We start from the raw sequence: 23,319 nt of genomic DNA, 5'->3' as shown, positions 1-23,319 counted from the left end.
CGGCCTCCGGGTCGACATGACCTCGGCCGCGCGGCGCGCCCTGTCGCGGCCCGCCGACCCGGAGGCCGCTCGCGCCCAGGCCCGCGCCGTGCGCGACGACCGCCTGCCGCTGATCGGCCGCTCGGGGCCGATGCAGGAGGTCTACCGCACCATCGCCCGCCTGGTGGGTGCGGACCTGACTGTGCTGATCACCGGCGAGAGCGGCACCGGCAAGGAGCTGGTCGCCCGCGCCCTGCACGACATGGGCCGCAGGCGCGACGGCAGGTTCGTGACCATCAACCTGGCCGCCGTGCCGCGCGAACGGGTCGAGACCGAACTGTTCGGCAAGGAAGACGGCGACGCCGGCAAGCTGATCGAGGCGGACGGCGGCACGCTGTTCCTTGACGAGATCGGCGACATGCCGCTGGACGCCCAGACGCGCCTGCTGCGGGTGATCGATGGTTCCGAGCCGGCGGTGAATCCCAAGACCAACCGCCGGCCCAATGTGCGGATCATCGCGGCCACCAACCGCGATCTGCGCCAGCTGATCCAGCAGGGCCTGTTCCGCGAGGACCTGTTCTTCCGCCTGAACGTCGCGCCGCTGCGCCTGCCGCCGCTGCGCGACCGGCCGGACGACATCCCGGACCTGGCGCGGGCCTTCCTGCTGCGCGCCAACCGCGAGGGTCTCCCGTCCAAGACCATCGACGCCGCGGCGCTGGACCGCCTCAAGCAGCACCCCTGGCCCGGCAACGTCCGCGAACTGGAGAACCTGGTCCGCCGCATCTGCGCCCTCTATGGCGAAGACCTGATCACCGCGCGGATCATCGAGCGCGAACTGGCCGACCAGCAGCCGGCGGTGCAGGGCGACGAGGGCCCCGCGACCCTGGCCCAGCTCGTCGAGCGCAAGCTCTCCAGCTACTTCGCCGACCAGCCCGACGGCCTGCCGCCCGCCGGCCTTTACGACCGGGTGCTGGAGGAGGTGGAGCGGCCCCTGATCCAACTCACTCTCTCGGCGACAAGAGGCAACCAGGTGCGCGCCGCCGAGATCCTGGGGCTGAACCGCAACACCCTGCGCAAGAAGATCTCCGACCTCGGGGTGGAGATGCAGCGCGGCCGCCGCTGACCGGGAAAGAGCCCCGCGCCGCGTCCGGCTGACGCATCCATGCCACAAGACTGTTGAGTTTGGGGCACAGTCGCTTAGGCTCCCCCGCAATGGCGTTGGATATTCGACAGTGGTTCGCCGGTGCGGGTGCGACCCGCACCTGGCAGGCGATGCAGTCCCGTGCGGTCCTGGGTCTCGGCTATGGCTTGGCCGCAGCGCTGACCGGCCTGGCGATTCTGCTGGCCGCTTCGCCGCCGTCGACCGGTCCCGTGGGCCCGGCCAGCCAGCTGATCCTGACGGTCCTCGGGCTCAACCTGATTCTGATCCTGGCCCTGACGCTGGTCCTCTCCCTGCGGTTCGCGGCCCTGTTCGCCGCTCGCGATCGCGACGCGGGCGCGCGACTGCAGGTGCGGTTCGTCATGTGGTTCGCCTTCGCCGCCGTGGCGCCGGCCCTGGTGGTCTTCCTGTTCTACGGCGTGCTGGTCACCCGCGGCGTCGACAACTGGTTCAGCAAGCGCGTGATGACGGTGGTCAACAACTCCGCCACCGTCGCCCGCTCCTATGTGGACGAGCAGCAACAGTACATCCACGACCACGTCATCCCGATGGGCGAGGACTTGAACCACGCGGAGCCGGCGTTCGAGGCCAGCCCGATCACCTTCAGCCACTTCCTGGGCAACCTGGCCAACTTCCACGGCTTCTCGGCAGGCTATCTGATCGACCGCGACGGACGCATCCTCGCGCGGGCCGAGGCGGCGGATGCGCCGCCGTTCACGCTGCCGCCGGCGTCGAGCTTCAAGGCGGCCGACCAGAACATCATCTGGGTCTGCAATGTGAACTGCGGCGACGTGATGACCGCGGTCTACAAGCTGCGGGCCTATCCGGACGCCTACCTCTACATCGTCCGCCCCGTGGAGAAGGGGATCGTCCGCCACCTGGTCGAGGCTGACGCCAGCGTGATCGCCTATCGAGAGGCCGCCCGGAATCGCGAGCGTATCCAGACCATCTTCGCCTTGAGCTATGCGGAGACCGCCCTGTTGGTGCTGGTGGGCGCGGTGTGGCTCGGCCTGAGCGCCGCCAACGCGATTTCCGCGCCCGTGGCGCGGCTGGTGCAGGCGGCGGGCAAGGTGGCCGGCGGCGACCTGAGCGCCCGCGTGGACGCCGACAATGACCCCGAAGAGATCGCGGTGTTGTCCCGAGCTTTCAATAGTATGACGCATGATCTTCAGGCGCAGCAGGAGGCTATCCGCGCCGCACACGAGGATGCCGAGCGGCGCCGCCAGTTCATCGAGACCGTCCTGGCCGAGGTCAGCGCCGGCGTCATCAGCCTGGACGCCAAAGGCCGCATCTCCGCCGCCAACCGCCAGGCCGAGCTGCTGCTGGGCCTCGATGCTCCGGGCCGTGGACGCAAGCTCCTGGACGTTGCGCCCGAGATCGCCGCCATCGTCGTCCAGGCCGGCCGCGGCGAAGCCGAGGAAGAGGTGGACGTGGTGCGCGGTCGCGAGACCCGCCGTTTGCGCGTGCGCGTCAGCAGTATCGAGGGCGGCCTGGTGCTGACCTTCGACGACATCACGCGGCTGATGAACGCCCAGCGCAACGCCGCCTGGCGCGATGTGGCGCGCCGCATCGCCCACGAGATCAAGAACCCGCTCACGCCGATCCAGCTGTCGGCCGAGCGCCTGCGCAAGAAGTACCGCAAGGACATCGCGCCCTCGGAGCTGGAGATCTTCGACCGCTGCAACGACACCATCGTCCGCCAGGTCGACGCCATCCGGCAGATGGTGGACGAGTTCTCGACCTTCGCCCGGATGCCGGCGCCGAAGTTCGCCGATCAGGACGCTTCCGAACTGATCCGCGCGGCGGTGTTCGCCCAGCGGGTGGCCAGTCCCGACATCGACGTCGAGCTGGTCGAGCCGGTGCCGGAGGTGCGCCTGCTGGCGGACGAGCGGATGCTGACCCAGGCGCTGACCAACATCCTGAAGAACGCCGCCGAGGCGGTGCATGCCCGTCGGACCGCCAAGCCCCCCAAAGGCAAGGAACGGGGCCGAATCCGGGCGCGGCTGATTTCGGACGACGGCGGCGTGGCGTTCGAGGTCGAGGACAATGGCGTGGGCCTGCCCGCCAAGGACCGCGACCGGCTGACCGAACCCTATGTGACGACGCGCGAGAAGGGGACGGGCCTGGGCCTGGCCATCGTCAAGCGCATCCTGGAAGACCATGGCGGCGAGCTGGAGCTGACCGACGCCCGCGAGGGGCCCGGCGCGCTGGCGACCTTGCGTCTTCCGCCCTCGGCCCGGGGCCGCCCGGCGCCGCAATCTGCAACCGTGACGGCATGAAGGACTAGATGATGGCGTCTGACGTTCTGGTGGTCGACGACGAGGCGGACATCCGCGACCTGGTGGCGGGCATCCTCTCCGACGAGGGCTACGCGGTCCGCACAGCCAATGACTCGGAATCGGCCCTGGCGGCGATCCGCGCGCGCAAACCCGCGCTGCTGATCCTCGATATCTGGATGGCCGGCGGCGGCATGGACGGGCTGGAACTGCTCGACCTGGTCCGCAAGCTCGACGGCGACCTGCCGGTGATCATGATCTCCGGCCACGGCAATATCGAGACCGCGGTCAGCGCCATCAAGCGCGGCGCCTATGAGTTCCTGGAAAAGCCCTTCAAGTCCGACCGGCTGCTGCTGGTGGTGGAGCGCGCGCTGGAGGCGGTGGGCCTACGCCGCGAGAACCGCCGCCTGCGCGCCCAGGCGATCACCCCGGAGGGCATGACCGGCAAGTCCATGGCCGCGCAGCAGTTGCGCCAGATGATCTCCAAGCTGGCCACCGCCAACAGCCGGGTGCTGATCTCGGGCCCGCCCGGCTCCGGCAAGGAGACTGTGGCGCGGCTGATCCACGGCGCGTCCGGCCGGGCGCGCAACGAGTTCGTGCCGATCAGCGCCGCCGGCATGACCCCCGAACGCATGGACGTCGAGCTGTTCGGCCAGGAGGGCGACGACGGCCGTCCGGCCAAGATCGGCGTCTTCGAACGCGCCCACGCCGGCACCCTCTACCTCGACGAGGTGGCCGACATGCCGCGCGAGACGCAGGGGCGCATCCTGCGGGTGCTGGTCGACCAGAGCTTCCGCCGCGTCGGCGGCGATCAGGACGTGCACGTGGATGTGCGCGTGGTGTCGTCCACCTCCCGCGACCTGCGCGAGGAGATCTCCTCCGGGCGCTTCCGCGAGGACCTGTTCCACCGCCTGAACGTGGTGCCGGTGAACGTGCCGGGTCTGTCGGAGCGGCGCGAGGACATCCCGGAGCTGGTCGAGTACTTCATCGAGCGGATCAGCGACGCCACCGGTATGCCGCGCCGCCGGCTGGCCGACGATGCGCTGGCCACCCTGCAGGTCCGCGCCTGGCCGGGGAACCTGCGCCAGCTGCGCAACAACGTGGAGCGCATGCTGATCCTGGCCTCCGGCGCGCCGGGCGACCCGATCACCGCCAACATGCTGCCCGCCGAGGCCATGGTCACCGATCAGGCGATCAGCCTGGGCGCCGAGCGGATGATCGCGCTGCCGCTGCGCGAGGCCCGCGAGGTGTTCGAGCGCGAGTACCTGAACGCCCAGATGCTGCGCTTCTCCGGCAACATCTCGCGCACGGCGGCCTTCATCGGCATGGAGCGCTCGGCTCTGCACCGCAAGCTCAAGTCCCTGGGTCTCTCCGGCGCACGCGCGCTGGAGGAGGAGGTCGGCTGATGGGACGGCTTCGCCAAGGCTTCGCAGGCCACATCCCCAATCCTTCGAAGCTCACGAAGGGAGCGAAGTAGGATGGGGCGGATTGCCTACGTCAACGGCCGCTACGTGCCGCACGGTGAAGCCGTGGTCCACATCGAGGACCGCGGCTACCAGCTGGCCGACGCCATCTACGAGGTCTGGGCGCTGTTCGACGGCAAGCTGGGCGACGCCGAGGGCCATTTCGCGCGCATGGAGCGATCCCTGGGCGAGCTCTCGATCGAAGTCCCCATGAGCCGCGCGGCGCTGACCCTGGTGCTGAGGGAGACCGTGCGCCGCAATCGCATCCGCGACGGCCTGCTTTACCTGCAGATCAGCCGCGGGGTGGCCAGGCGTGACCACGCCTTTCCCAATCCGCCGGTGCGGCCGGCGGTGGTGATGACGGTCAGCTCCGTCGACCGGGCCGCCTCCGAGGCGCGCGCCGCCAAGGGCGTCACGGTGGTGACCACGCCGGAGAATCGCTGGGGACGCTGCGACATCAAGACAGTGGGCCTGCTCCCCAACGTGTTGGCCAAGCAGAAGGCGCGCGCCGCCGGCGCCGCCGAGGCCTGGTTCGTCGATGAGCTGGGCTTCGTCACCGAGGGCGCCTCATCCAACGCCTGGATCGTCGATGGGGAAGGCCGCCTCCGCACCCGCGACACCAACGCCAACATCCTGCGCGGCGTCACCCGCCATACCCTGCTGGAGGTGATCCGCAACGAGGGCCTGGAAGTCGACGAGCGCCCGTTCACCCCGGCCGAAGCCGTGGCGGCCAGGGAGGCGTTCATCACCGGCGCAGGCACCTTGGTGCTGCCAGTGATCGCCGTGGACGGCAAGCCGGTAGGCGAAGGAAAGCCCGGACCAGTGGCGGCGCGGCTTCGGCGTCTCTATATCGAGCAGGCGAAGGCCGCGGCCGTCTGAGCCGCGCCCTCGTGATTGCGCCTGTCGCAAATCCGGGTCTAGCTAACTTCCGTGTGTGGGCGACGCCTTGGTCGCCCGATCAGAACAAAAGGGCGAAAAGCCGTGAGCGAAAAGAAACAGAACCTTCAGGACACGTTCCTGAACAGCGTCCGCAAGTCGAAGACCCCTCTCACCATCTTCCTGGTCAATGGCGTGAAGCTGCAGGGCGTCGTGAGCTGGTTCGACAATTTCTGCGTGCTGCTTCGCCGCGACGGCCAGTCGCAACTGGTCTACAAGCACGCCATCTCCACCATCATGCCGGCTCAGCCCGTCCAGCTGTATGAGCCCGGCGAAGACGAGAGCGATTGAAGTCCTCCAAATCTGTTGACCGCGAGGCGCCGGCCCAGGGCGCCATCGTCATCCACCCCGACCGCGACGGCAAAGGTGTCTCGCGGAGCGCGCAGGCGCGCCTGGAAGAGGCCGTGGGCCTGGCGCTCGCCCTCGACCTTGAGGTCCGCGAAACCCTCATCGCCAATCTGCGCCAGATCACGCCCGCCACCCTGTTCGGCAAGGGCAAGGTGGCGGAGATCGGCGGCATGATCGAGCTGGCCGAGGCTGACGTCGCCGTCGTCGACGACGCGCTGACGCCGGTTCAGCAGCGCAACCTGGAGAAGGCCTGGAACTGCAAGGTCATCGACCGCACGGGCCTCATCCTGGAGATCTTTGCCCGCCGTGCGCGGACCCGAGAGGGCCGTTTGCAAGTCGAGCTGGCGCGCCTGTCCTACGAACGCTCGCGCCTGGTGCGCACCTGGACCCACCTGGAGCGCCAGCGCGGCGGCTTCGGCGTCATGGGCGGTCCGGGTGAAACCCAGATCGAGACCGACCGGCGGCTGATCGCCGACAAGATCCGCAAGCTGAAGCTTGAACTGGACGAGGGCGCCGCACGCGCACCCTGCAGCGCTCCGCCCGCAAGCGGCATCCGTACCCGACGGTGGCGCTGGTCGGCTACACCAACGCCGGCAAGTCGACGCTGTTCAACCGGCTGACCCGGGCCGAGGTGATGGCCGAGGACATGCTGTTCGCGACCCTCGATCCGACGCTGCGGATGCTGAAGTTGCCGGACGGACGGCCGGCGATCATGTCCGACACCGTGGGCTTCATCTCCGATCTGCCGCACGAACTGGTCGAGGCCTTCCGCGCCACGCTGGAAGAGGTCAAGGAGGCCGACGTCGTGCTGCACGTTCGCGACATCGCCAGCGCCGAGAGTAACGCCCAGGCCAGCGACGTCCGCGAAGTGCTCACCCGCCTGGGTGTCGACATGGAAGACCGCGCCATCGTCGAGGTCTGGAACAAGATCGACCTCCTGCCCGTCGACGACCGCGCGGTGGTGCGCGGGGACGCCCGACGCGCGCATCCGCCGGCGATCCCGCTGTCGGCCGTGACCGGCGAGGGCTGCGACGACCTGCTGGAGGCGGTGGCGACCCTGGTCGACGAGGCGCCGCCGGTGGACGTCTACGCCCCGGTGGGCGAGGGCGCGGCGATCGCCTGGCTCTACCGCCACGGCCGCGTGCTGGAACGTCACGAAGGCAAGGATGGCTCGGTGCGCCTGGCCGTCAGCCTGTCACCCCAGGCCCTGGGCCAATTCGAGCAGCAGTTCCCGGCCGCCGAGGTTAGGACCCACTAGTCGGCGCTACGCTGGCGCACCCCGATCGTCTAGTCCTGCGCCAGGGGATCCCATGACGCTGAGCCGACCGCTTCTCGCCACACTCCTGATCAGCATGGCGATCGCCGCCATCGCGCCCTTCGATGTGGCGTTCACAGCGGCGACCTTTGGCTCGCCCCTGCTGCGAATGGCGCTGATCGCGAGCCTCGCGCTGATCGGCGCCTTTTCGGCGGACCGGGCCGGCTTTCAGTTGGCCGGACACGATGTCCATCGATCGATCCTGGTGGGATCGGCAGCGGCCATCGTCGTCGCGATCTATGTGATTGCTCTCGACGCTTTCATGTTCCGGAGCAGCCTGCCGGCCTCATACGTCCAGTTCATCAAATACACCTCCCTGCAGGAGCGCCTGGCCTACTTCATGCTGCGGGCGTTCAACGAGAACGTCATTTATCGACTGTTCGTGTTTTCAACTGCGACCTACGCCATTTCGCGCATCAGAGGCGTGAAGGCGTCTGAACTCGCCCCCGCTCTCGTGTGGGGCGTGATGATCGCCACTCAGCTGCTGAATATCAGCTTGAATGTCATCCTGCAGCCCTCCGCCCCACTGACTCCGATGGCGCTGGTCTATGACGTCCTGCGCTATGTCGCGCCTGGCGTCCTGTGGGCGTGGCTGTTCCGGCGCTACGGCTTCATGACCGCGGAGATCGCGTCCGTCGGATGTCACGTCTTCCTGCAGCCCGCCCTGGGCTGGCTCATTTAGCCGGGTCCGGATCCCGATCAAGCTCGGCGACCGACGAACGCGGCCGCTTCGCGCGCCAGGGCGTCCCAATCGGCGCTCATCTTGGCGAGCACCCATTCCTTCATCGGCCGGCCCTTGTTGGCGTCGAAGGCCGCGCCGTCACCCGCGGCGATCAGGGCCGCCACGCGCTCGGCCGGCAATTTCAGGAGCAGCACCTCGCCGCGCACGGCGGCGAACAGCTTGCCGCCGACCATCAGCGAGTCGCGCGAAAAGCCCCGGCTTTCCGACAGGGTCACCCCCGGCTCCTCCAGCAGCGCGTCCGTCAAGGCGCCGAAGCGTTCCGCCGGCGTGGTCATTCCGCCGCCTTGGCTCGTTCCGCCGCCTTCGCCTCGTCCCACAGCGCGTCCATCTCGGCGAGATCGGACTGGTCCGGGGTCTTGCCGCGCTCGGCCAGCACCTTTTCGACGTACTGGAAGCGGCGCACGAACTTGGCGTTGGTGAAGCGCAGAGAATCTTCCGGGTCGACGTCCAGGGTGCGGGCGAGGTTGGCGACGACGAACAGCACGTCGCCCATCTCCTGGCGGGCCTTTTCCAGGTCCCCGGCGGCGATCTCGGCCTTCAGCTCGGCGAACTCCTCGTCCAGCTTATCAACCACGTGGCTGATGTCCGGCCAGACAAAGCCCACGCCAGCGGCCCGCTTGGAGAGCTTCACCGCCCGGGTGAGGGCCGGCAGGCCCACGGGCACGTCATCGAGCAACGACGCGGCGCGGCCTTTCTTCGCCCGCTCGGCGGCCTTCAGGGTCTCCCAGCCGCCCTTCTGTTCGGCCAGCGAGCCGTAGGTCTCTTCGGCGAAAACGTGTGGATGTCGGCGGACCATCTTGTCGTTGATCGCCCGGGCGACGTCCTCGAAGGCGAAGGCCCCTTGTTCCTCCGCCATGCGGGCGTGGAACACCACCTGCAGCAACAGATCGCCCAGCTCCTCCTTCAGGTCGGACAGGTCGTTGCGCTCGATGGCGTCGGCGACCTCATAGGCCTCTTCCACGGTGTAGGGCGCAATGGTCGCGAAGGTCTGCTCCTGGTCCCAGGGGCAGCCGTCGGCCGGATCGCGCAGCCTCGCCATGATCGCCAGCAGCCGGTCGATGGGCCGCAGGGTCTCGGGCGGGGCAGGGCGCGTCATGGGCGAATGAGACCCTGCGCCGCGGCCGCGCGCAAGGCAGGCGCGGCGGGTTTCAGGCGGGCGTCGGCTCAGCCGCAGTCGCCGGTCCGGGCGGCGGCTTCACCAGCAACATCAGGAACGGCAGGCCGGCGTGGATGACCATAAGCCACCACAGGCTGTGGGTCGCCACATAGGCCAGGGTGAAGATCAGCGCCGAAACCAGGCTGCCGGCGAATTGTTTGACGTCCTTGTAGCCGTGCGCGACCCCGTAGGCCGCGGCGGCGACCAGCACGGCCAGGGGCGTTCCGAGGGAAGGCGAAAGCGCCCACAACAGATACCCGCGATAGAGCACTTCCCAGGAAAACCCGATCAGCAGGCTCATAATCACGAATCCCGCGAGCTCGGTGCGCGTCGTCGGCAGCAGATCGAGGGCGGCGGGCGGGCGGCCATCGGCGGCCTTCATGCGTCGCATTCCAGGCGCCATGGCGGCAAGGCCGATGACCGCAATGCCGAGCCCGATCATGCCGGCCAGCGGCAGGCCAAGACCCAGGGCGGCCCACGACCGGCCCCGATAGATCCAGACCGCCAGAACCGGGACCATCAACAGAAGCGCCATGACGATGGTGCGCAGATAGTTGCGCAGCTTCGACGCCTTGGGCGCGCCGCGCCGCTTCAGGCTGCGCCACAGCTGGTAGGCGGGCACGAGAACGACCAGGCAGGCGATCAGCACGAGATCGGGCGTCATGGCGTCCCTGGCTCCACAGCCAAGCTAAGGAGCGCCGCGCCGCAGCGCCGGGCAAGCGATGAAATCAGGCGAACTCAGTGATCCGACGGCGCCTTGCCGCGCCCCAGCTCATAAGCGAACTGCTCGAAGGTGTTCTCGGCGTCCGTCCAGATGCCGCCCCGCGCGGACCAGCGGATGTCCGGCTCGGTGTAGCTGTAGCGGAGCGGCGTGATCTTGCCGTCGGGGCTGATCGCGCGTCCTTCGATTCTGGCGCCGCCGATGCCGAAGCTGCGCATGGAGAGACCGGGCGTGTCGCCGAGCTGTTTGAACGTCGGACGGTTGGGCGTGGCGTCGGTGAGCACCAGCTCGATCCGCGCGCCGTCATAGGCGTCGGTCTTGGCCAGCTTGCGCTCGACGGTGGTCTGCAGGGTCTTGGCCAGGTCGTTGACGTCGCGCTCACCGAGCGTCTTGGCGGCCTTGGCCTGCAGTTCGGGCCCGATGCTGACGCTCACCGAAGCCGGGGTGGCCAAGGCGGCCGTGGCGCTGAGCAGCCCGGCGGCCGTCGCAAGGAACAGAGTTCGCATGGTCATTTCTCGCATCTCGCCCTCTGACCTAAGGTAAGCCTGTCGCGCCGGCGCGCAAGGCGTAGCCAGTCTAGTTGCTGCGATGGAAGCCGACGCTGCGGCCAAGGGCGGCGCTGTCGTAGAGCTCGCCGGCGCGGACGACCTTGGTCACGCGGCGCAGGTCGCTGATATTGTTCAGAGGATCGCCCTTCACCAGCATCAGGTCGGCGCGCTTGCCGACCTCCACGGACCCGGAGTCGCGGTCGAGCCTCATGGCCCGCGCCGCGCCAAGGGTCGCGGTCTGGATCGCGGCCATCGGCGGCAGGCCGGCCTGGACATAGAGCTCCAGCTCGCGATCGATTCCATAGCCGATCAGGCCGGTGTCACTGCCCGCCACGATAGGCACGCCGGCGTCATAGAGCGCCTTGATCACCCGACCGTTGGCCGCCAGCCGCGCGCGGAAGCGGGCTTCGTCGACCGTGCCGCCCATGGCTTCGAACTTTGACGCCAGCACGAACGGCGCGGCGTCGACGCCAGGTTCGAAGGACGCCGCACGCACCGACTTCGGATGCCCGCCCATCTCGCCCCAGCCGTCGGTGGGGTCGACCACGATCTGGCGAGCTTTCATCAAGGCGATCAGTCGTTTGGCGCGATCTGATGAGAGGTCCACGGGCCCGTTGCTCCCCTCGGGCAGCATGGCGCGGGTGACGAACTGCAGGTGGTTGATCTGGTCCATGCCGTCTTCGATGCCGCCGAAGGCGTCGACCGCGGCGGGCACGTGGCCGGTCACCGTCAGCCCGCGGCGGTGCGCCTCGGCGCTGATCGCGGTCAGCACGTCGGGCTTCAGCTGGGTGTAGACCTTGATCTGCTGGAAGCCGGCGTCGGCGTAGCGGTCGACCGCCGCCACGCCCTGGGCCGGGGTCTCGGCGTCCACAGCGCCGAAGGCGAGGGGACCGCCCGCGTCGATCAGCCCGGCCAGCAGCAGGCGCGGTCCCAGGGCGTGCTCGCGCGCGATCTTGGCGCGCACCGCGGTCAGGAAGCCGAACTCGCCGCCGCAGTCCCGCGCCGTGGTGACGCCCGCCGCCAGCAGGGCCGGGCCGAATTCCACGCCGGAATAGTGCGAGTGCATCTCCCAGAGGCCGGGGAGGAGCGACTGGCCCTCGGCGTGGATCACCTTGATCCCGGCGGGCAGGGACGTGGCGGCGCGCGCGCCGGCCGCCACGATCCGTCCGCCGCGGACAATCACCACGGAATCGGGGAGAGCCGGCGCGCCGGACCCGTCGATCAGCCGCGCGCCCACGATGGCGAAGGCGCCGGTCGCTTCCGGCCGCACCTGGCGGTCGAGTTCGTCCAGATCGGCCATCTCCTGGCGCACGCCGCTGGCGACCAGCCGATTGAAGGCCGGGCGGTAGGCCTCCAGCACCTGCTCCTGCGGCAGGCCGCCGGCGAAGGTCATCACCGCGGCCAGCCGCCCCTGAGCGTCCATCCAGAGGATCTCACGGCCGAACAGCAGGTTCGCCACCGTGTAGCGCGTGAGCTTCACCGCACCGCCGGGCAGGGTCACGGTCTCGGACCCGACGCGGCGGATTTCCAGCGGTGGCGCCTGTTCGCTGGCGCGCAGCAGCGGCAGGGCCGCCGGTTCGCCGTGCGCCAGCCAGTAGCGCATCATCATCATCTGCAGGGCCGCCGGCATGGCCGAATAGCCGACATAGGCCGTCCTGGGCCGCGCGAAGGTGCGATGCCCGCCCGGCTCGGTGACGGTGACGCTGTCGACGCCGACCTCCGTGCGCCAGACTTCATCGGCCGGCGCGCCGGCGCGCTGCTGTTCGAGGAACACCGGCGCGAGGGCCGGCCCCGTCTTCAACGTCCAGACGCTCGCCCGTGTCGAACCGCGGTCGGAGAGGGTGGCGCCGATGGTCATCACCGAGCCCCGCGGCCCGGCGCCGCTCAAGCTGTAGGTCTCGGACCCGATCTCATGCAGCAGCGAATAGGTGGCGTAGCGGCCCTGCTCCTCGGCCGGCGGCGCGGCGGCCTTGGCGAGCCCCGACGTCGTCGACGCCGACGCCAGAAGGCTGAGCACGATGGCGAAGGCGGCGCGGCGCATGGCGTCTCGATCTCTGGGGAACGGCAGGGCCCCGGTGTAGCCAGAGCCAGGCCAAAACAACAGCGGCGGCACCCTAATCGCCGCCAGGCGCCAGCTTGGTCTCCGGATCCTGCCCCAGCGCCTCACGGACCGTCTCCACCGGCGGCTGGGCCGAGGTGGTGAAGCTCAGGCGATGGCCATCCATACGCCAGCCGTTCATCCCCACAAACTGCGGCGCAGACGGGCCGGCCGAGAGATCGGCGCGCGGCTCGTTCATCCACAGGCGGTATCGGGTGTTGGGAAGCACCAGGCAGGGTGTACGCACCGTGCGTCGGTCGAAGCTCATCAGAAAGCGCTGCTGCGCGCCGCTCTCATCGCAGGGATTGTGCGCGGGGTCCGCGGCCGCGAAATAGCCGGCGCAGCTCATCGGCTGATCGAACGTCACCCGGATGATCAGCAGCCCTGGCGCCACGACGGCGTCGGCGGCGGGATAGGTGCTGACAACCCGCGGCGGGTGGGCGCGGCGGTCGATCTCCGGCGCAACGCACTTGATCTTGCCGACCACATCGACCTCGGAAACCATCGTCGGCTTGCGCGGTGCGATTACCACCAGCTCCGAGACCGTGGGCGGTTTCGCCGCCACGACCACTAGCTCGGACACGGTCGCGCCGGTGGCGGCGCTGACGACGGCGGCGGTCGCGGTTTCCGGCTTGGCGGCGACGGGCGGCTCCGCGGCGCCCGAGCCCGCCGGTAAGCTCAGGATGGCGAGGCCGAACAGAAGGGTCTTCGGGAAGGTCATGAATCCAGCGCCACGATCTGCGCTCATCCAGGCTGCGCCGTGTTGCGGTGTTATTTCGACGGTGGAGGGGCGGCGGCGAGAAGATCGCGCCGCCCGGCTACATCCATTTCTCGCCTAAGGAAGATTATCGGAAATATTTCTAGGCGAGACGGCCGCTCACTTGGGTTTGCGGAACTTGTAGAGGAACTGATCGGTCTTCCCCCGGATCGCCGGATTGAACACCATCTTGTCGTGGGCGTCGTCCGGATTGGCCAGCACCTTGCTCTCGCCGTCGAACTTGAAGCCCGCCGCCGCCATGTCGGCCTTCACCCGCGCCGGATCGATCCGGTGCAGCGTCTCGGTGACATTCATCTCTGCGCCGGCCACCGCCGCATGGTCCAGGATCACGAACACGCCGCCGGGCTTCAGCGCCGCATAAACCTGCTTGTTGAACGCCGGCACGTCGGCCGGTCCCATGAACTTGTCGTAGAGGTCGTGGTAGTTCTGGCGGATGAACACCACGTCCAGGCCCTTTGGCAGGTCCATGGCGTTGGTCGGCGGCGACGTGACCTCGATGTTGTGATCCGCCGTTGCGGCCGCCAGGGCCTGCATGCCAGTCAAGGCCGTCGGGTGCGCCTTCACCACCTCGGCGACCTCGACGGCGTAGACCTTGCCTTTGGGGCCCACAGCCATGCTGAGCGCGCGGGTGAACTTCCCGGGCACGATGTCGGCCACCTTGTCGCCGGGCTTCACGCCCATGAACTTGATGACCTCAGGCCCCTTGAGCGACGGATCGCTCACCGCGTCCGGCGGCGGACCGGCGGCTGGGGCCTGGGCGATCGCCGGGGCGCCCATCATCAGAGCGAGACCAAAGGCGATCGCCGTCGCGCGCATGTAAGTCATTTGACCCTCCCAAATCCTGTTGGCGCCAAGCTGAACCGGTTGGGCGTCCCGCACAATCCCGGTCCAGGGCTCTTAGCCGAGGACGATCTCGCCACTGGCGATCCGACTCAAGGTTTCGACGAAGAATGCGGGCTCCAGGCCCGTGATCCGGGCTTCCAGGCTCTCGGCGGTGTCGCCGGGTTCCACCGGCGCGCGCATCCGCGCGATCGCCGGCCCGCGGTCGTATTCCTCGTCGACCAGGTGGATGCAGATGCCGCTTTCCGCGACGCCCGCGGCGATCACCGCCTCGTGGACGCGCCGGCCGTACATGCCGTGGCCCCCGAACGCAGGCAGCGGGCCCGGGTGGATGTTCAGGATGCGCCCGGCGTAACGGCTCAGGGTCTTCGGCCCCAGCTGCCGCAGATAGCCGGACAGCACGATCAGTTCGACGCCATGATCGGCCATGGCCTGCGCCAGCCGGTCGTCGGCCGCGTCCGGGTCGGCCTGAGTGGCGATGGTGAGCGCCGGGATCCCCGCCTCGCCCGCGAACGCCAGCGCCGGCGCGCTCCTGTTGTTGCTGACCAGCAGCCGCGGCTCGGCGGGCAGATCTCCGGCCTGGATCGCGGCCACGATGGCGCGGGCGCTGGAGCCATTTCCGGACGCGAGGAAACCGATCTTAAGCGGCGAATTAATCACACTAAATTGCCATCTATTTCATGTTGAAAGCGAAGTCCGTCATACCCCGGCTCGACACCCGCCGGCAGTTCGCCCTCCAGCGTCTCATAGTCCAGATCGATATGCAGGTTGGTCAGGATCGCCCGACGCGGCTTCAGGCGGTCGATCCACTCCAGCGTCCGCTCCAGATGCGCGTGGGTCGGGTGCGGCAGGTAGCGCAGGGCGTCGACGATCCAGACGTCCAGCCCCGCCAGCGCCGCGAACGCCGCCTCGTCCAGGTTCACCACATCGCTGGAATAGGCCACGCCGCCGAACCGGTAGCCTACAGAGCGCACCCCGCCGTGGTCCTGATCGAAGGTGGTCACCGGAATAGCGCCGGAAGGTCCGTCCACGGCCCAAGCCACGCCATGCGCCGGAATGGCGCGGCGCTCACAGATGGCCGGATAGCCGCCCTCCGGCTCGAAGATGTAGCCGAAGCGCCGCATCATGGAGGCGTCCGTCTCGCGATCCATGTGGCAGCCGATCTTGGCCCGCTGGCGGATGAAGAAGGCCCGCACGTCGTCGACGCCGTGCACCTGGTCGGCGTGGTCGTGGGTCAGGAGGATGCCGTCCAGGCGCCTCGCGCCCGCCTGCGCCGTCTGCAGCCGCAGGTCCGGCGAGGTGTCGACAATGGCCGTGGTCTCGGTCTCGGCCCCCTGCCCCAAACGCCGGACGAGGAGGGAACAGCGCGAGCGTTGGTTCTTCGGGTTGGCCGGGTCGCAGGCGCCCCAGTCGCCGTCGGCGCGCGGCACGCCGCCGGAAGAGCCGCAGCCCAGAAGGGTGAATTCCAGAGTCGCGGTCATGGCCCCAACACCACTTGGCGAGGGATCCGGTCGAACAGCGCGAAGAAGGCGTCCTCGGTCCGGGCTTCCGCCTCTTCCAGCGACCAGCCGCGGACCTCCGCCAGCTTGGCCAGGACATGCGGCAGGAAGGCCGGCTCATTGCGCCGCCCTCGATAGGGCGCGGGCGCCAGGTAGGGGCAATCGGTCTCGACGATGATCCGGTCGGCCGGCATGTCGCGGATCACCGCGCGCACGTCCTCGGCGGCCTTGAAGGTGGCGATCCCCGAGACCGAGAACCAAGCCCCCAGCGCCGCCGCCCGCTGCGCCAGCGCCGGCCCGGAAGTGTAGCAGTGCATCAGGATGCGGAACGGGCCCTTGGCATATTCCTCTTCCAGGATGTCGCCCATCACCTCGTCGGCCTCGCGGGTGTGCACCACCAGCGGCAGGCCGGTCGCGCGCGCCGCCGTCGCATGGGCGCGGAACACCTGGGCCTGGATATCGCGCGGGCTGAGGTCGTAGTGGAAGTCGAGGCCGCACTCGCCGATGCCCACGACCCGCGGATCGGCGGCGATGGCGATCAGGGTCTCCGCGGCCAAGCCCGGATCTTCCTTGGCTTCGTGCGGGTGCGTGCCCACCGTGGCCCAGATGTCCGGCTGCTCGGCGAGCGCGCGGACCTTGTCGTAGTTCGAGACCTTGTCGCAGATATTGACCATCAGCCGCACGCCGGCGGCGCGGGCGCGCTCGATCACCGCCTCGCGGTCTTCATCGAACTGGGGGGCGTGCAGGTTGACGTGGCTGTCGATCAGCATGGCCCCGTCTAGGCCGCGCGCGCCGCCTGACGCAACTCCCCCAGCACCGTGAACAGGGCGTCGGCGCGGTCGAGGTTGAGCGCTTCGACGTCGCGGCCCAGCCGCTGCAGGGTCTCCCAGGCGCGGGCCCAGCCGTCGAGGCCGCCGTTCCCCTGCCCGGCGCGCCCCATTTTTGCTCGTGTTGCGGCGAAGCCGTGCACCCGCTCGCCCAGGCGGTCGAACAGCAGGTCGAACTGCGCCTGGCCTTCGCCGCCGCGGAACCGGTCGGCCAGCGATAGCGCCAGCGCTTCGTCCAGCCGCGGCAGGCCGTCGAACAGGGCGCGCGCGGCGTCGTCCATGGCGATCGCGCCCTGCCCCGCCAGCGCCCAGGCCCGGCCGGGCGCGCCGCCGGCCATCCGCGCCAGACGTAGGGCGTCCTCGGCGCTGACATCCTCGCGTTCACGTACGAACGCAGCGGCGTCTTCCAACGCCAACGGCTGGAACGCGAGCCGACGGCAGCGCGAACGGATGGTCGGCAGCAGGCGGCCCGGCGCGTGGCTGACCATCAGCAGCACACCGTGCGGCGGCGGCTCCTCCAAGGTCTTCAGGATGGCGTTGGCGGCGTTGACGTTCAGGTCGTCGGCCGCGTCGATGATCGCCACGCGGTGCGGCGCGCTGGCCGGCGACTTGGAGAAGAATTCCGACAGGCCGCGGGCTTCGTCCACCGGGATCACCTTGCGGACCTTGCCGGTCTCGTCGGCGCGCTCCAGCACGAAGAGGTCTGGATGCGAGCGGGCGATGATCTGGCGGCTGACCGGATGATCCGGGCTCGCGCCCAGAATGCCATGCGCGGGGTCCGGCGGCGCGCCCAGCAGCCGGCGCGCGGCGCGGAAGGCGAAGGTCGCCTTGCCGACGCCCTCCGGTCCGGTCAGCAGCCAGGCGTGGTGCAGCCGCCCGCAGGCGCGGGTGGCCTCGAACGCCTCCTCGGCGGCTTCATGGCCCTGGAGATCGAAGACCTCGCGCGGCGGACGGATCTCAGCCATGGACCGCGAGCCGGTCGTTCACCGCCGCCCAGACCCGCGCCTCGACCTCGTCCAGGGAGCCCGTGGCGTCGATGATCGCGCAACGGCCCGGCTCCGCCTTGGCGATGGCCAGGAAGCCCTCGCGCAGCCGCTCGTGGAAGGCCTGCCCCTTGGACTCAAAGCGCATCTCGGTCCCGGCGCGGATATGTGCCCGTTCCAGCCCCACCTCGACCGGCAGGTCGAAGATCAGCGTCAGGTCCGGCCGCGTGTCTTCCAGGATCCAGGTCTCCAGCGCCGCGATCAGCTCCGGCGCCGTGCCGCCCGCCGCGCCCTGATAGGCGCGCGTGGAATCGGCGAAGCGGTCGCAGACCACCCAGGCGCCACGCGCGAGGCCCGGGCGGATCACCCGCTCCACGTGGTCGCGCCGCGCGGCGTACATCAGGAGCGTCTCTGTGACCGGGCTCCAGCGGTCGGCGGCGCCTTTCAGAACCAGCTCGCGGATCGCTTCGGCGCCCGGAGAACCGCCCGGCTCGCGCGTGGCCACGACTTCGCGGCCGCCAGCCTGCAGACGTGCGACCAGACGCTTGAGCTGGGTGGATTTCCCGGCCCCCTCGCCGCCCTCGAAGGTGATGAACCTGCCCTTGGACACCGGCCCAAAATGGCCGGTTCGCATCTAAAGTCTAGGGCCGCAGGACGCGGGCGTCCGCAAAGCCGATCCCGGCCACCTTGTCGCGCAGGGCGTAGGCCTCCGCCTCATCCGCCGGCCCGGGCAAGGTCACGCGATAGAGCGTCTGGCCGCCGCGTTCGAAGGGCTCGATCGTGGCGGTTCCGGCGGCGGCCAGCTGGGCCACGGCTTTTCGGGCGTGGTCCTGATCGCCGAAGGCCCCGGCCTGGATGCGGAACGCGCCTGCCGCGCCGGCCTCGTGGAAGCCGTCGCCGTGGAAGTCGGCGACCGCCGGTTCGGGCGCCGATGCGGCGGGCCTCGCCGATGGCAGCGGCGCCAGCGTCGCCACCGATACGGCTTCCGGCGGCTTCACCAGAGGCTTCGGCGCCGGCGCATCCTGTGTGGCGTCGGCGAAGATGTCTTCATCGGCAGGGCGTCGCGAACTGGCGGCGACGGGGATGACGGGCGGCAGCGTCGCCTTGGCATAGCGCACGCCGGCGTCCGGTCCGCCCAGTGGCGCCGGGCCCACGTAGCGCACCCGCACATGGGCCGTGCCGGCGCGGTCGTAGCCGAGCTCGCGGGCTGCGGCGTGGCTCAGATCGATGACGCGCCCGCCGAAGAACGGCCCGCGGTCATTCACCCGCACCACCAGCTTTCGGCCGTTGTCGAGGTTGGTCACCTCCACCATCGACGGCAGCGGCAGGGTCGTGTGCGCCGCCGAGAACTGGTTCATGTCGAAGATCTCGCCGTTGGCCGTCGCCTTCAGCTGGAACGCGTCGCCGTACCAGGAGGCGATCCCGGTCTCGTCATAGTGCGGCTGTTCGTGCGGCACGTACCAGATGCCGGCCACCTGATAGGGCGCGTTGGTGCCGTGAGCGCCCGGATTGGCGGGCGGCCGCACGGCCGAGCCCTGCGCGCCCTCGCGCACCGCATATTTCGGCGTGATCGTCGAACAGGCTGCCAGCGAGGCTCCGGCCACCAACATCAAGGCCCAACGGCCGAACCGAACCACCTGCCCGCGATCCATGGCGAAATCCCCGCTGCTTGCCCCGCGAGAGACCAGGGTGCGGCCCGAAGCTTTCGTCAGGGTTAACTGGACCTTGCCACGGTTGCCGCGGACCCCGGGCGCCGCTACCCATGACGAAGCAGAATGGGGATGGCGTATGCGTGGAATGACAGGGCTCGCGGCGATTGGCGTGCTGGCCGCAGCGATGCTCGCCACCCCTGCCCTGGCCGCCAAGCCTGCGGGCAAACAGGCAGGCCCTTGCGTCGAGGCCACCATGGCCTGCACCGAGTGGGTCACCCTGGGCAAGGACGGCGGCCGCTCGCTGATCTATCGCAGCCTGCCGCTGACCAAGCCGAACCCGCACGTGCGCCGCGCGCTCATCATGGTCCACGGCACTCTGCGCAACGCCGACCACTATTTCACCACGGCGACCGGCGCGGCGTTCCTGGCCAAGGCGTTGGACGACACCATCGTCATCTCGCCCGCCTTCCACTCCGCCGAGGGCGGCTGCAAGGACGCGCTGGCGCCCCACGAGATCAGTTGGAGCTGCGGCGGCGACAGCTGGCGCTCCGGCGGCGTGGCCGCCAGTGACAAGACCCTCGCCTCCTTCGATTTCGTCGACGAGATCCTGCGCCGGCTGGCGGACAAGAAGGTGTTCCCCAACCTGAAGGGCATCGTCGTCGCTGGCCACTCCGCCGGCGGCCAGTTCGTCGCTCGCTACCAGATGGCCAACCGGGTGCACGAGACCCTGGGCGCGCCCGTGACCTATGTGGTGGCCAACCCCTCCAGCTACGCCTGGCCCGACGCCACCCGGCCGCTGCCGGAGGGCGACGCCGCGCCCGCCGCCGCGGTGAAGGGCTGGGAGAGCGAGACGGTCCATACCGACTTCAAGTACGGCGCCTTCGACGCATCCAAGGCGCCCAGCTACGACCGCTGGCCCTTCGGCCTGGAACAGCTGAGCGGCTATGCCGCCAAGGAAACGCCGGACCAGTTGCGCGCCCAACTCGCCGGCCGCCCCACCACCTATCTGCTGAGCCAGGTCGACACCCTGCCGCTGGGCGGTTTCGACGGCTCGGCCAACGCCATGGCCCAGGGCGCCACGCGGCGCGCCCGCGGCGAAGCTTTCGTGAAGTATCTCTCTGAACACCTTGGTGGGAAACAGAAAACCCTGATCGTGCCGGAGTGCGGCCACAACGACCGCTGCGTCTATACGACCGACGACGTGCTGAAGGTGATCTTCCCGGCCCTCTGATCTACGGCCCTTGCCAAGTGCGGCGAAGTCGCAGGAAGTGCTCCCAGGTCCGCGCCAGACGGACCGGCGGAGGAGACTTGGCCCATGCGTTTCGGCATCTTCTACGAGCACCAGCTCCCCAAGCCGTGGAATGACGGCGACGAGGCGCGCCTCTTCCACCAGGCGCTGGAGCAGGTCGTGCTCGCCGACCGCCTGGGCTACGACTACGCCTGGGAGGTCGAGCACCATTTCCTGGAGGAATATTCGCACTCCTCCGCGCCGGAGGTGTTCCTGGCGGCCTGCGCGGCCCTGACCAAGACCATCCGCGTCGGCCACGGCATCCGCCAGGTGATCCCCAACTACAACCATCCGGCCCGCACTGCCGAGGGCTTGGCGACCCTCGACATCGTCTCTAATGGCCGCCTCGACTTCGGCATCGGCGAAGGCGCCACGCGGCTCGAACTGGGCGGCTTCGCCATTCCCGCCAAGGAAAAGCGCGCCCTGGCGCTCGAAGCCGCCGAACAGATCGCCAACATGCTGGTGATGGACCCCTACCCCGGCTTCCAGGGCCAGGGCTTCTCCTTCCCCTGCCGCAACGTGGTGCCCAAACCGATCCAGAAACCGCATCCGCCGATGTGGATGGCCTGCACCAACCGCGACACCATCAAGGTCGCCGCCTCGATCGGCGTGGGCGCCCTGGCCTTCTCCTTCGTCGATCCGGAGGAGGCTCAGGCCTGGGCGGAAATCTACTACGGCATCATCAGGTCCGACGACTGCGTCCCCATCGGCCACGCCGTGAACGCCAACCTGGCCATGGTCTCCAACTTCTCGGTCCACCCCGACCGCGCCGAGGCGATCCGCCGGGGCCAGGAAGGCTTCGAGTTCTTCAGCTATGCGGTCAACGCGCTGGTGGCCCACGACGCCATCCCCGGCCGCTCGACCCTGTTCGCGGATTTCCAGAAGTCCCGCGCCCGCAGCGACGAGGAGATCATCGCCGCCTCGAAGGCCGCTGCCCGCAACGCCAACGGCATCGGAACCCCCGCCGACATCCGCGACCACGTCCGCGCCTTCCGCGACGCCGGCGTCGACCAAGTGATCTTCCTGCAGCAGGCCGGTCGCAACAAGCACGAGCATATCTGCCAGTCGCTGGAGCTGTTCGCCGCCGAGGTGATGCCCGAGTTCAAGGCCGAGGTCGCCGAGCGCGAGGCCAGGAAGGCCGCCGAACTCGCGCCCTACATCGCCGCCGCCATGGCCCGCAAACGCTGGATGGCGCCCCTCGCCGACGCGGACATCCCAGTGGTGCCGGCGTCACGGGCCAAGGCGCAGATCAATGAGGTGTTGAAGTAGTGGCGGACGGGGTGTCAGCGACACCCCAGCCTCAAACAGGCTCAGCCATGCTCATTTCCGAATTGGCCTACATGGCAGGCGCTGCGTGAGCGGTTCAACTCGGCTCACCAAGGCTCATCCGTCCTCACTCCTGAGTTGGGGTGGGTTTTGGGGTGGAGGGCCTGATGGCGCGAACCCAAAACAAGCTCACGGCGCGCTTCGTGGCCTCGGTCCAGAAGCCCGGACGACACAGCGACGGCGCCGGCCTCTACCTGGTCGTGGATCGGGCTGGGGCAAGGCGCTGGGCCTTCCTCTTCCGCCAAGACGGAAGGCTCAAAGAGATGGGCCTCGGCAGCGCACTTTCCGTGAGCCTACGAGATGCGGGTATCGGCGAAGAACGAGGCGCCGCATCCCTGATCGGCCTACTGGCCTGTTCACGGCCAACGATCGCGACAGAGGACTCGCCGCGCTCAACTCCTCCGCGCTAAGCTTCTGTGTCGAGGAGTGGCCGCGTGACAGAAGACGAGACACTGGCTCAGCAGTTCGAGGCGCTCGGCGAGGTTCAGGTTCGCTGGCACATTGCCCACAAGCGTTTCGGGGACCCAAACGGGTGGAAACAGCGTGCCGCTGAGGAGTGGGTTCGCCAAAAGGACGCTGAACGAGCTGCCGAGCTCCAAGCTGTAGAGTTGCAGGTGCAAACGCGCGCGGCTGATGCGGCGGAGCGCTCTGCGAAGGCTGCGGAGCTCGCCGCAGCATCTGCCCGCGAGGCCGCGGAAGCTTCCAAGGCTTCCAACAACTTGGCGGAAGAAGCCAACGGCATCGCGCGCGACGCGAATACCACCGCCCTTGCCTCCAACTCCCTGGCGACTGGTGCGAACCACCTGGCTCGTGCAGCGAACGACAACACGAGATACGCATGGATTGCTGCGGCCGCGAGCGCGGTACTCGCCCTACTCTCGCTCGTCTTCAAACACTAGACCTGCCTTGCCCTCCCTCGGGGCGCCCGCAGCCGTTCCATGCCCCACCGGCCGGCGCGCCAAACTGGCTGGCGACTAGCGCACTACTATTTAGCTTCAGACCCCAATTTTGCCGCCAGCCCAGCAAGGCTAAATTCAGGGGCGGCGTCGTCGCGTACCAGCCCATCTTCTGATGACCGGAACAGAGCTGCGAGAACGAGAATCCGCTCAGCGTCGGTGATCTTGTTTTCGTTGGTCAATGCCAGGTAGGTCTGGACCATCGTCGCCCTCTCCGCAGCGTCGATAGCGAGGTGCGCTTGGCTGACGTAGGTCCGGCTGATCAGCCTCCCGATCCAAAATGCAATGGTCAAAAGGAACGCGACCATCGTCAACACCACATAGGTGCCGCGCGACAATCAAGGTGAGACTCAGCGTCAATCAGGATGAGACTCGCCGCAGCTGTCACTTCGTAGGGAGGGCGTAGCCCGACTGGAGAAGTGACAGCTG

At 68.8% G+C, this 23,319-nt stretch carries 24 protein-coding genes and 1 pseudogene; 11 read left to right on the top strand and 14 right to left on the bottom strand.

Translation table 11 applies throughout. The features are described from left to right. The 7 genes and pseudogenes from VHS75_RS10580 to VHS75_RS10550 all read left to right on the top strand — a co-directional run. A partial coding sequence (locus tag VHS75_RS10580) for a sigma 54-interacting transcriptional regulator (protein ID WP_329638578.1) occupies positions 1-1,102 on the top strand: 1,102 nt, incomplete at its 5' end. 89 nt (positions 1,103-1,191) lie between these two features. Beyond that, the gene (locus VHS75_RS10575; RefSeq protein WP_329638577.1) at positions 1,192-3,417 is read left to right on the top strand and encodes a PAS domain-containing sensor histidine kinase; all 2,226 of its coding nucleotides are present in this window, start codon (positions 1,192-1,194) and stop codon (positions 3,415-3,417) included. 11 nt (positions 3,418-3,428) lie between these two features. Further along, the gene (locus VHS75_RS10570) at positions 3,429-4,820 is read left to right on the top strand and encodes a sigma-54 dependent transcriptional regulator (RefSeq protein WP_329638580.1); all 1,392 of its coding nucleotides are present in this window, start codon (positions 3,429-3,431) and stop codon (positions 4,818-4,820) included. 72 nt (positions 4,821-4,892) lie between these two features. After that, on the top strand, positions 4,893-5,756 hold the full coding sequence (locus VHS75_RS10565; protein ID WP_329638576.1) for a D-amino-acid transaminase: 864 nt from the start codon (positions 4,893-4,895) through the stop codon (positions 5,754-5,756). 102 nt (positions 5,757-5,858) lie between these two features. Next, positions 5,859-6,104 (top strand): RNA chaperone Hfq, encoded by a 246-nt coding sequence (gene hfq, locus VHS75_RS10560; RefSeq protein ID WP_293367327.1) that lies wholly within the window; start codon positions 5,859-5,861, stop codon positions 6,102-6,104. Then, positions 6,101-7,419, top strand: a pseudogene (hflX, locus tag VHS75_RS10555) (GTPase HflX). The gene hfq and the pseudogene hflX overlap by 4 nt, the downstream one beginning before the upstream one ends. Positions 7,420-7,513: 94 nt before the next feature. Then, positions 7,514-8,158, top strand: coding sequence for a hypothetical protein (locus tag VHS75_RS10550; RefSeq protein ID WP_329638575.1), 645 nt, complete (start codon positions 7,514-7,516; stop codon positions 8,156-8,158). 17 nt (positions 8,159-8,175) lie between these two features. Here the strand turns inward: VHS75_RS10550 and VHS75_RS10545 are convergent, their stop codons facing one another. The 13 genes from VHS75_RS10545 to VHS75_RS10485 form a co-directional block, all read right to left on the bottom strand. Next, complete coding sequence (locus tag VHS75_RS10545; RefSeq protein WP_329638574.1) at positions 8,176-8,493, bottom strand: hypothetical protein; 318 nt, start codon at positions 8,491-8,493, stop codon at positions 8,176-8,178. Beyond that, on the bottom strand, positions 8,490-9,314 hold the full coding sequence (mazG, locus tag VHS75_RS10540; protein WP_329638573.1) for a nucleoside triphosphate pyrophosphohydrolase: 825 nt from the start codon (positions 9,312-9,314) through the stop codon (positions 8,490-8,492). The genes VHS75_RS10545 and mazG overlap by 4 nt, the downstream gene beginning before the upstream one ends. A gap of 52 nt (positions 9,315-9,366) precedes the next feature. Next, positions 9,367-10,038 (bottom strand): CPBP family intramembrane glutamic endopeptidase, encoded by a 672-nt coding sequence (locus VHS75_RS10535; RefSeq protein ID WP_329638572.1) that lies wholly within the window; start codon positions 10,036-10,038, stop codon positions 9,367-9,369. A gap of 74 nt (positions 10,039-10,112) precedes the next feature. After that, on the bottom strand, positions 10,113-10,607 hold the full coding sequence (locus VHS75_RS10530; protein ID WP_329638571.1) for a hypothetical protein: 495 nt from the start codon (positions 10,605-10,607) through the stop codon (positions 10,113-10,115). Positions 10,608-10,671: 64 nt separating this feature from the next. Beyond that, the gene (locus tag VHS75_RS10525) at positions 10,672-12,684 is read right to left on the bottom strand and encodes an amidohydrolase family protein (protein WP_329638570.1); all 2,013 of its coding nucleotides are present in this window, start codon (positions 12,682-12,684) and stop codon (positions 10,672-10,674) included. A gap of 73 nt (positions 12,685-12,757) precedes the next feature. Next, positions 12,758-13,489 carry an Ig-like domain-containing protein gene (locus VHS75_RS10520; protein ID WP_329638569.1) on the bottom strand — a complete coding sequence of 244 codons (732 nt, stop codon included), beginning with the start codon at positions 13,487-13,489 and terminating at the stop codon, positions 12,758-12,760. A gap of 129 nt (positions 13,490-13,618) precedes the next feature. Next, complete coding sequence (locus tag VHS75_RS10515) at positions 13,619-14,344, bottom strand: methyltransferase (protein WP_329638568.1); 726 nt, start codon at positions 14,342-14,344, stop codon at positions 13,619-13,621. A 72-nt stretch (positions 14,345-14,416) separates the two neighbouring features. Continuing rightward, positions 14,417-15,019, bottom strand: coding sequence for a phosphoribosylglycinamide formyltransferase (locus VHS75_RS10510; RefSeq protein ID WP_329638567.1), 603 nt, complete (start codon positions 15,017-15,019; stop codon positions 14,417-14,419). Then, the gene (locus VHS75_RS10505; RefSeq protein ID WP_329638566.1) at positions 15,016-15,840 is read right to left on the bottom strand and encodes an MBL fold metallo-hydrolase; all 825 of its coding nucleotides are present in this window, start codon (positions 15,838-15,840) and stop codon (positions 15,016-15,018) included. The genes VHS75_RS10510 and VHS75_RS10505 overlap by 4 nt, the downstream gene beginning before the upstream one ends. Next, positions 15,837-16,628 (bottom strand): TatD family hydrolase, encoded by a 792-nt coding sequence (locus VHS75_RS10500; protein WP_329638565.1) that lies wholly within the window; start codon positions 16,626-16,628, stop codon positions 15,837-15,839. The genes VHS75_RS10505 and VHS75_RS10500 overlap by 4 nt, the downstream gene beginning before the upstream one ends. 8 nt (positions 16,629-16,636) lie before the next feature. Continuing rightward, a complete protein-coding gene (locus tag VHS75_RS10495) occupies positions 16,637-17,650 on the bottom strand; it encodes a DNA polymerase III subunit delta' (protein WP_329638564.1) in 1,014 nt (337 codons plus the stop codon). Beyond that, complete coding sequence (gene tmk, locus VHS75_RS10490; RefSeq protein WP_329638579.1) at positions 17,643-18,278, bottom strand: dTMP kinase; 636 nt, start codon at positions 18,276-18,278, stop codon at positions 17,643-17,645. Before tmk ends, VHS75_RS10495 begins: the two co-directional genes overlap by 8 nt. 31 nt (positions 18,279-18,309) lie before the next feature. Continuing rightward, positions 18,310-19,320, bottom strand: coding sequence for a septal ring lytic transglycosylase RlpA family protein (locus VHS75_RS10485; protein WP_329638563.1), 1,011 nt, complete (start codon positions 19,318-19,320; stop codon positions 18,310-18,312). Positions 19,321-19,456: 136 nt separating this feature from the next. Here VHS75_RS10485 and VHS75_RS10480 point away from each other — a divergent pair, with 136 nt between their 5' ends. The 4 genes from VHS75_RS10480 (at position 19,457) to VHS75_RS10470 (ending at position 22,833) form a co-directional block, all read left to right on the top strand. Further along, positions 19,457-20,551 (top strand): alpha/beta fold hydrolase, encoded by a 1,095-nt coding sequence (locus VHS75_RS10480; protein ID WP_329638562.1) that lies wholly within the window; start codon positions 19,457-19,459, stop codon positions 20,549-20,551. Positions 20,552-20,635: 84 nt separating this feature from the next. Then, positions 20,636-21,877 (top strand): LLM class flavin-dependent oxidoreductase, encoded by a 1,242-nt coding sequence (locus VHS75_RS10475; protein WP_329638561.1) that lies wholly within the window; start codon positions 20,636-20,638, stop codon positions 21,875-21,877. A gap of 164 nt (positions 21,878-22,041) precedes the next feature. Beyond that, complete coding sequence (locus VHS75_RS23085; RefSeq protein ID WP_414694283.1) at positions 22,042-22,344, top strand: Arm DNA-binding domain-containing protein; 303 nt, start codon at positions 22,042-22,044, stop codon at positions 22,342-22,344. Between the two features lie 24 nt (positions 22,345-22,368). Further along, positions 22,369-22,833 (top strand): hypothetical protein, encoded by a 465-nt coding sequence (locus tag VHS75_RS10470; protein WP_329638560.1) that lies wholly within the window; start codon positions 22,369-22,371, stop codon positions 22,831-22,833. 86 nt (positions 22,834-22,919) lie between these two features. Here VHS75_RS10470 and VHS75_RS10465 read toward each other — a convergent pair whose 3' ends face one another. Then, positions 22,920-23,228 carry a DUF6161 domain-containing protein gene (locus VHS75_RS10465; protein WP_329638559.1) on the bottom strand — a complete coding sequence of 103 codons (309 nt, stop codon included), beginning with the start codon at positions 23,226-23,228 and terminating at the stop codon, positions 22,920-22,922. Between the last annotated feature and the right edge of the window lie 91 nt (positions 23,229-23,319).

Source organism: Phenylobacterium sp. (assembly GCF_036264965.1).
GTDB lineage: Bacteria > Pseudomonadota > Alphaproteobacteria > Caulobacterales > Caulobacteraceae > Phenylobacterium.
The sequence above is the reverse complement of the archived record's forward strand: the minus strand, read 5'-3'. Positions and strand labels throughout refer to the sequence as shown.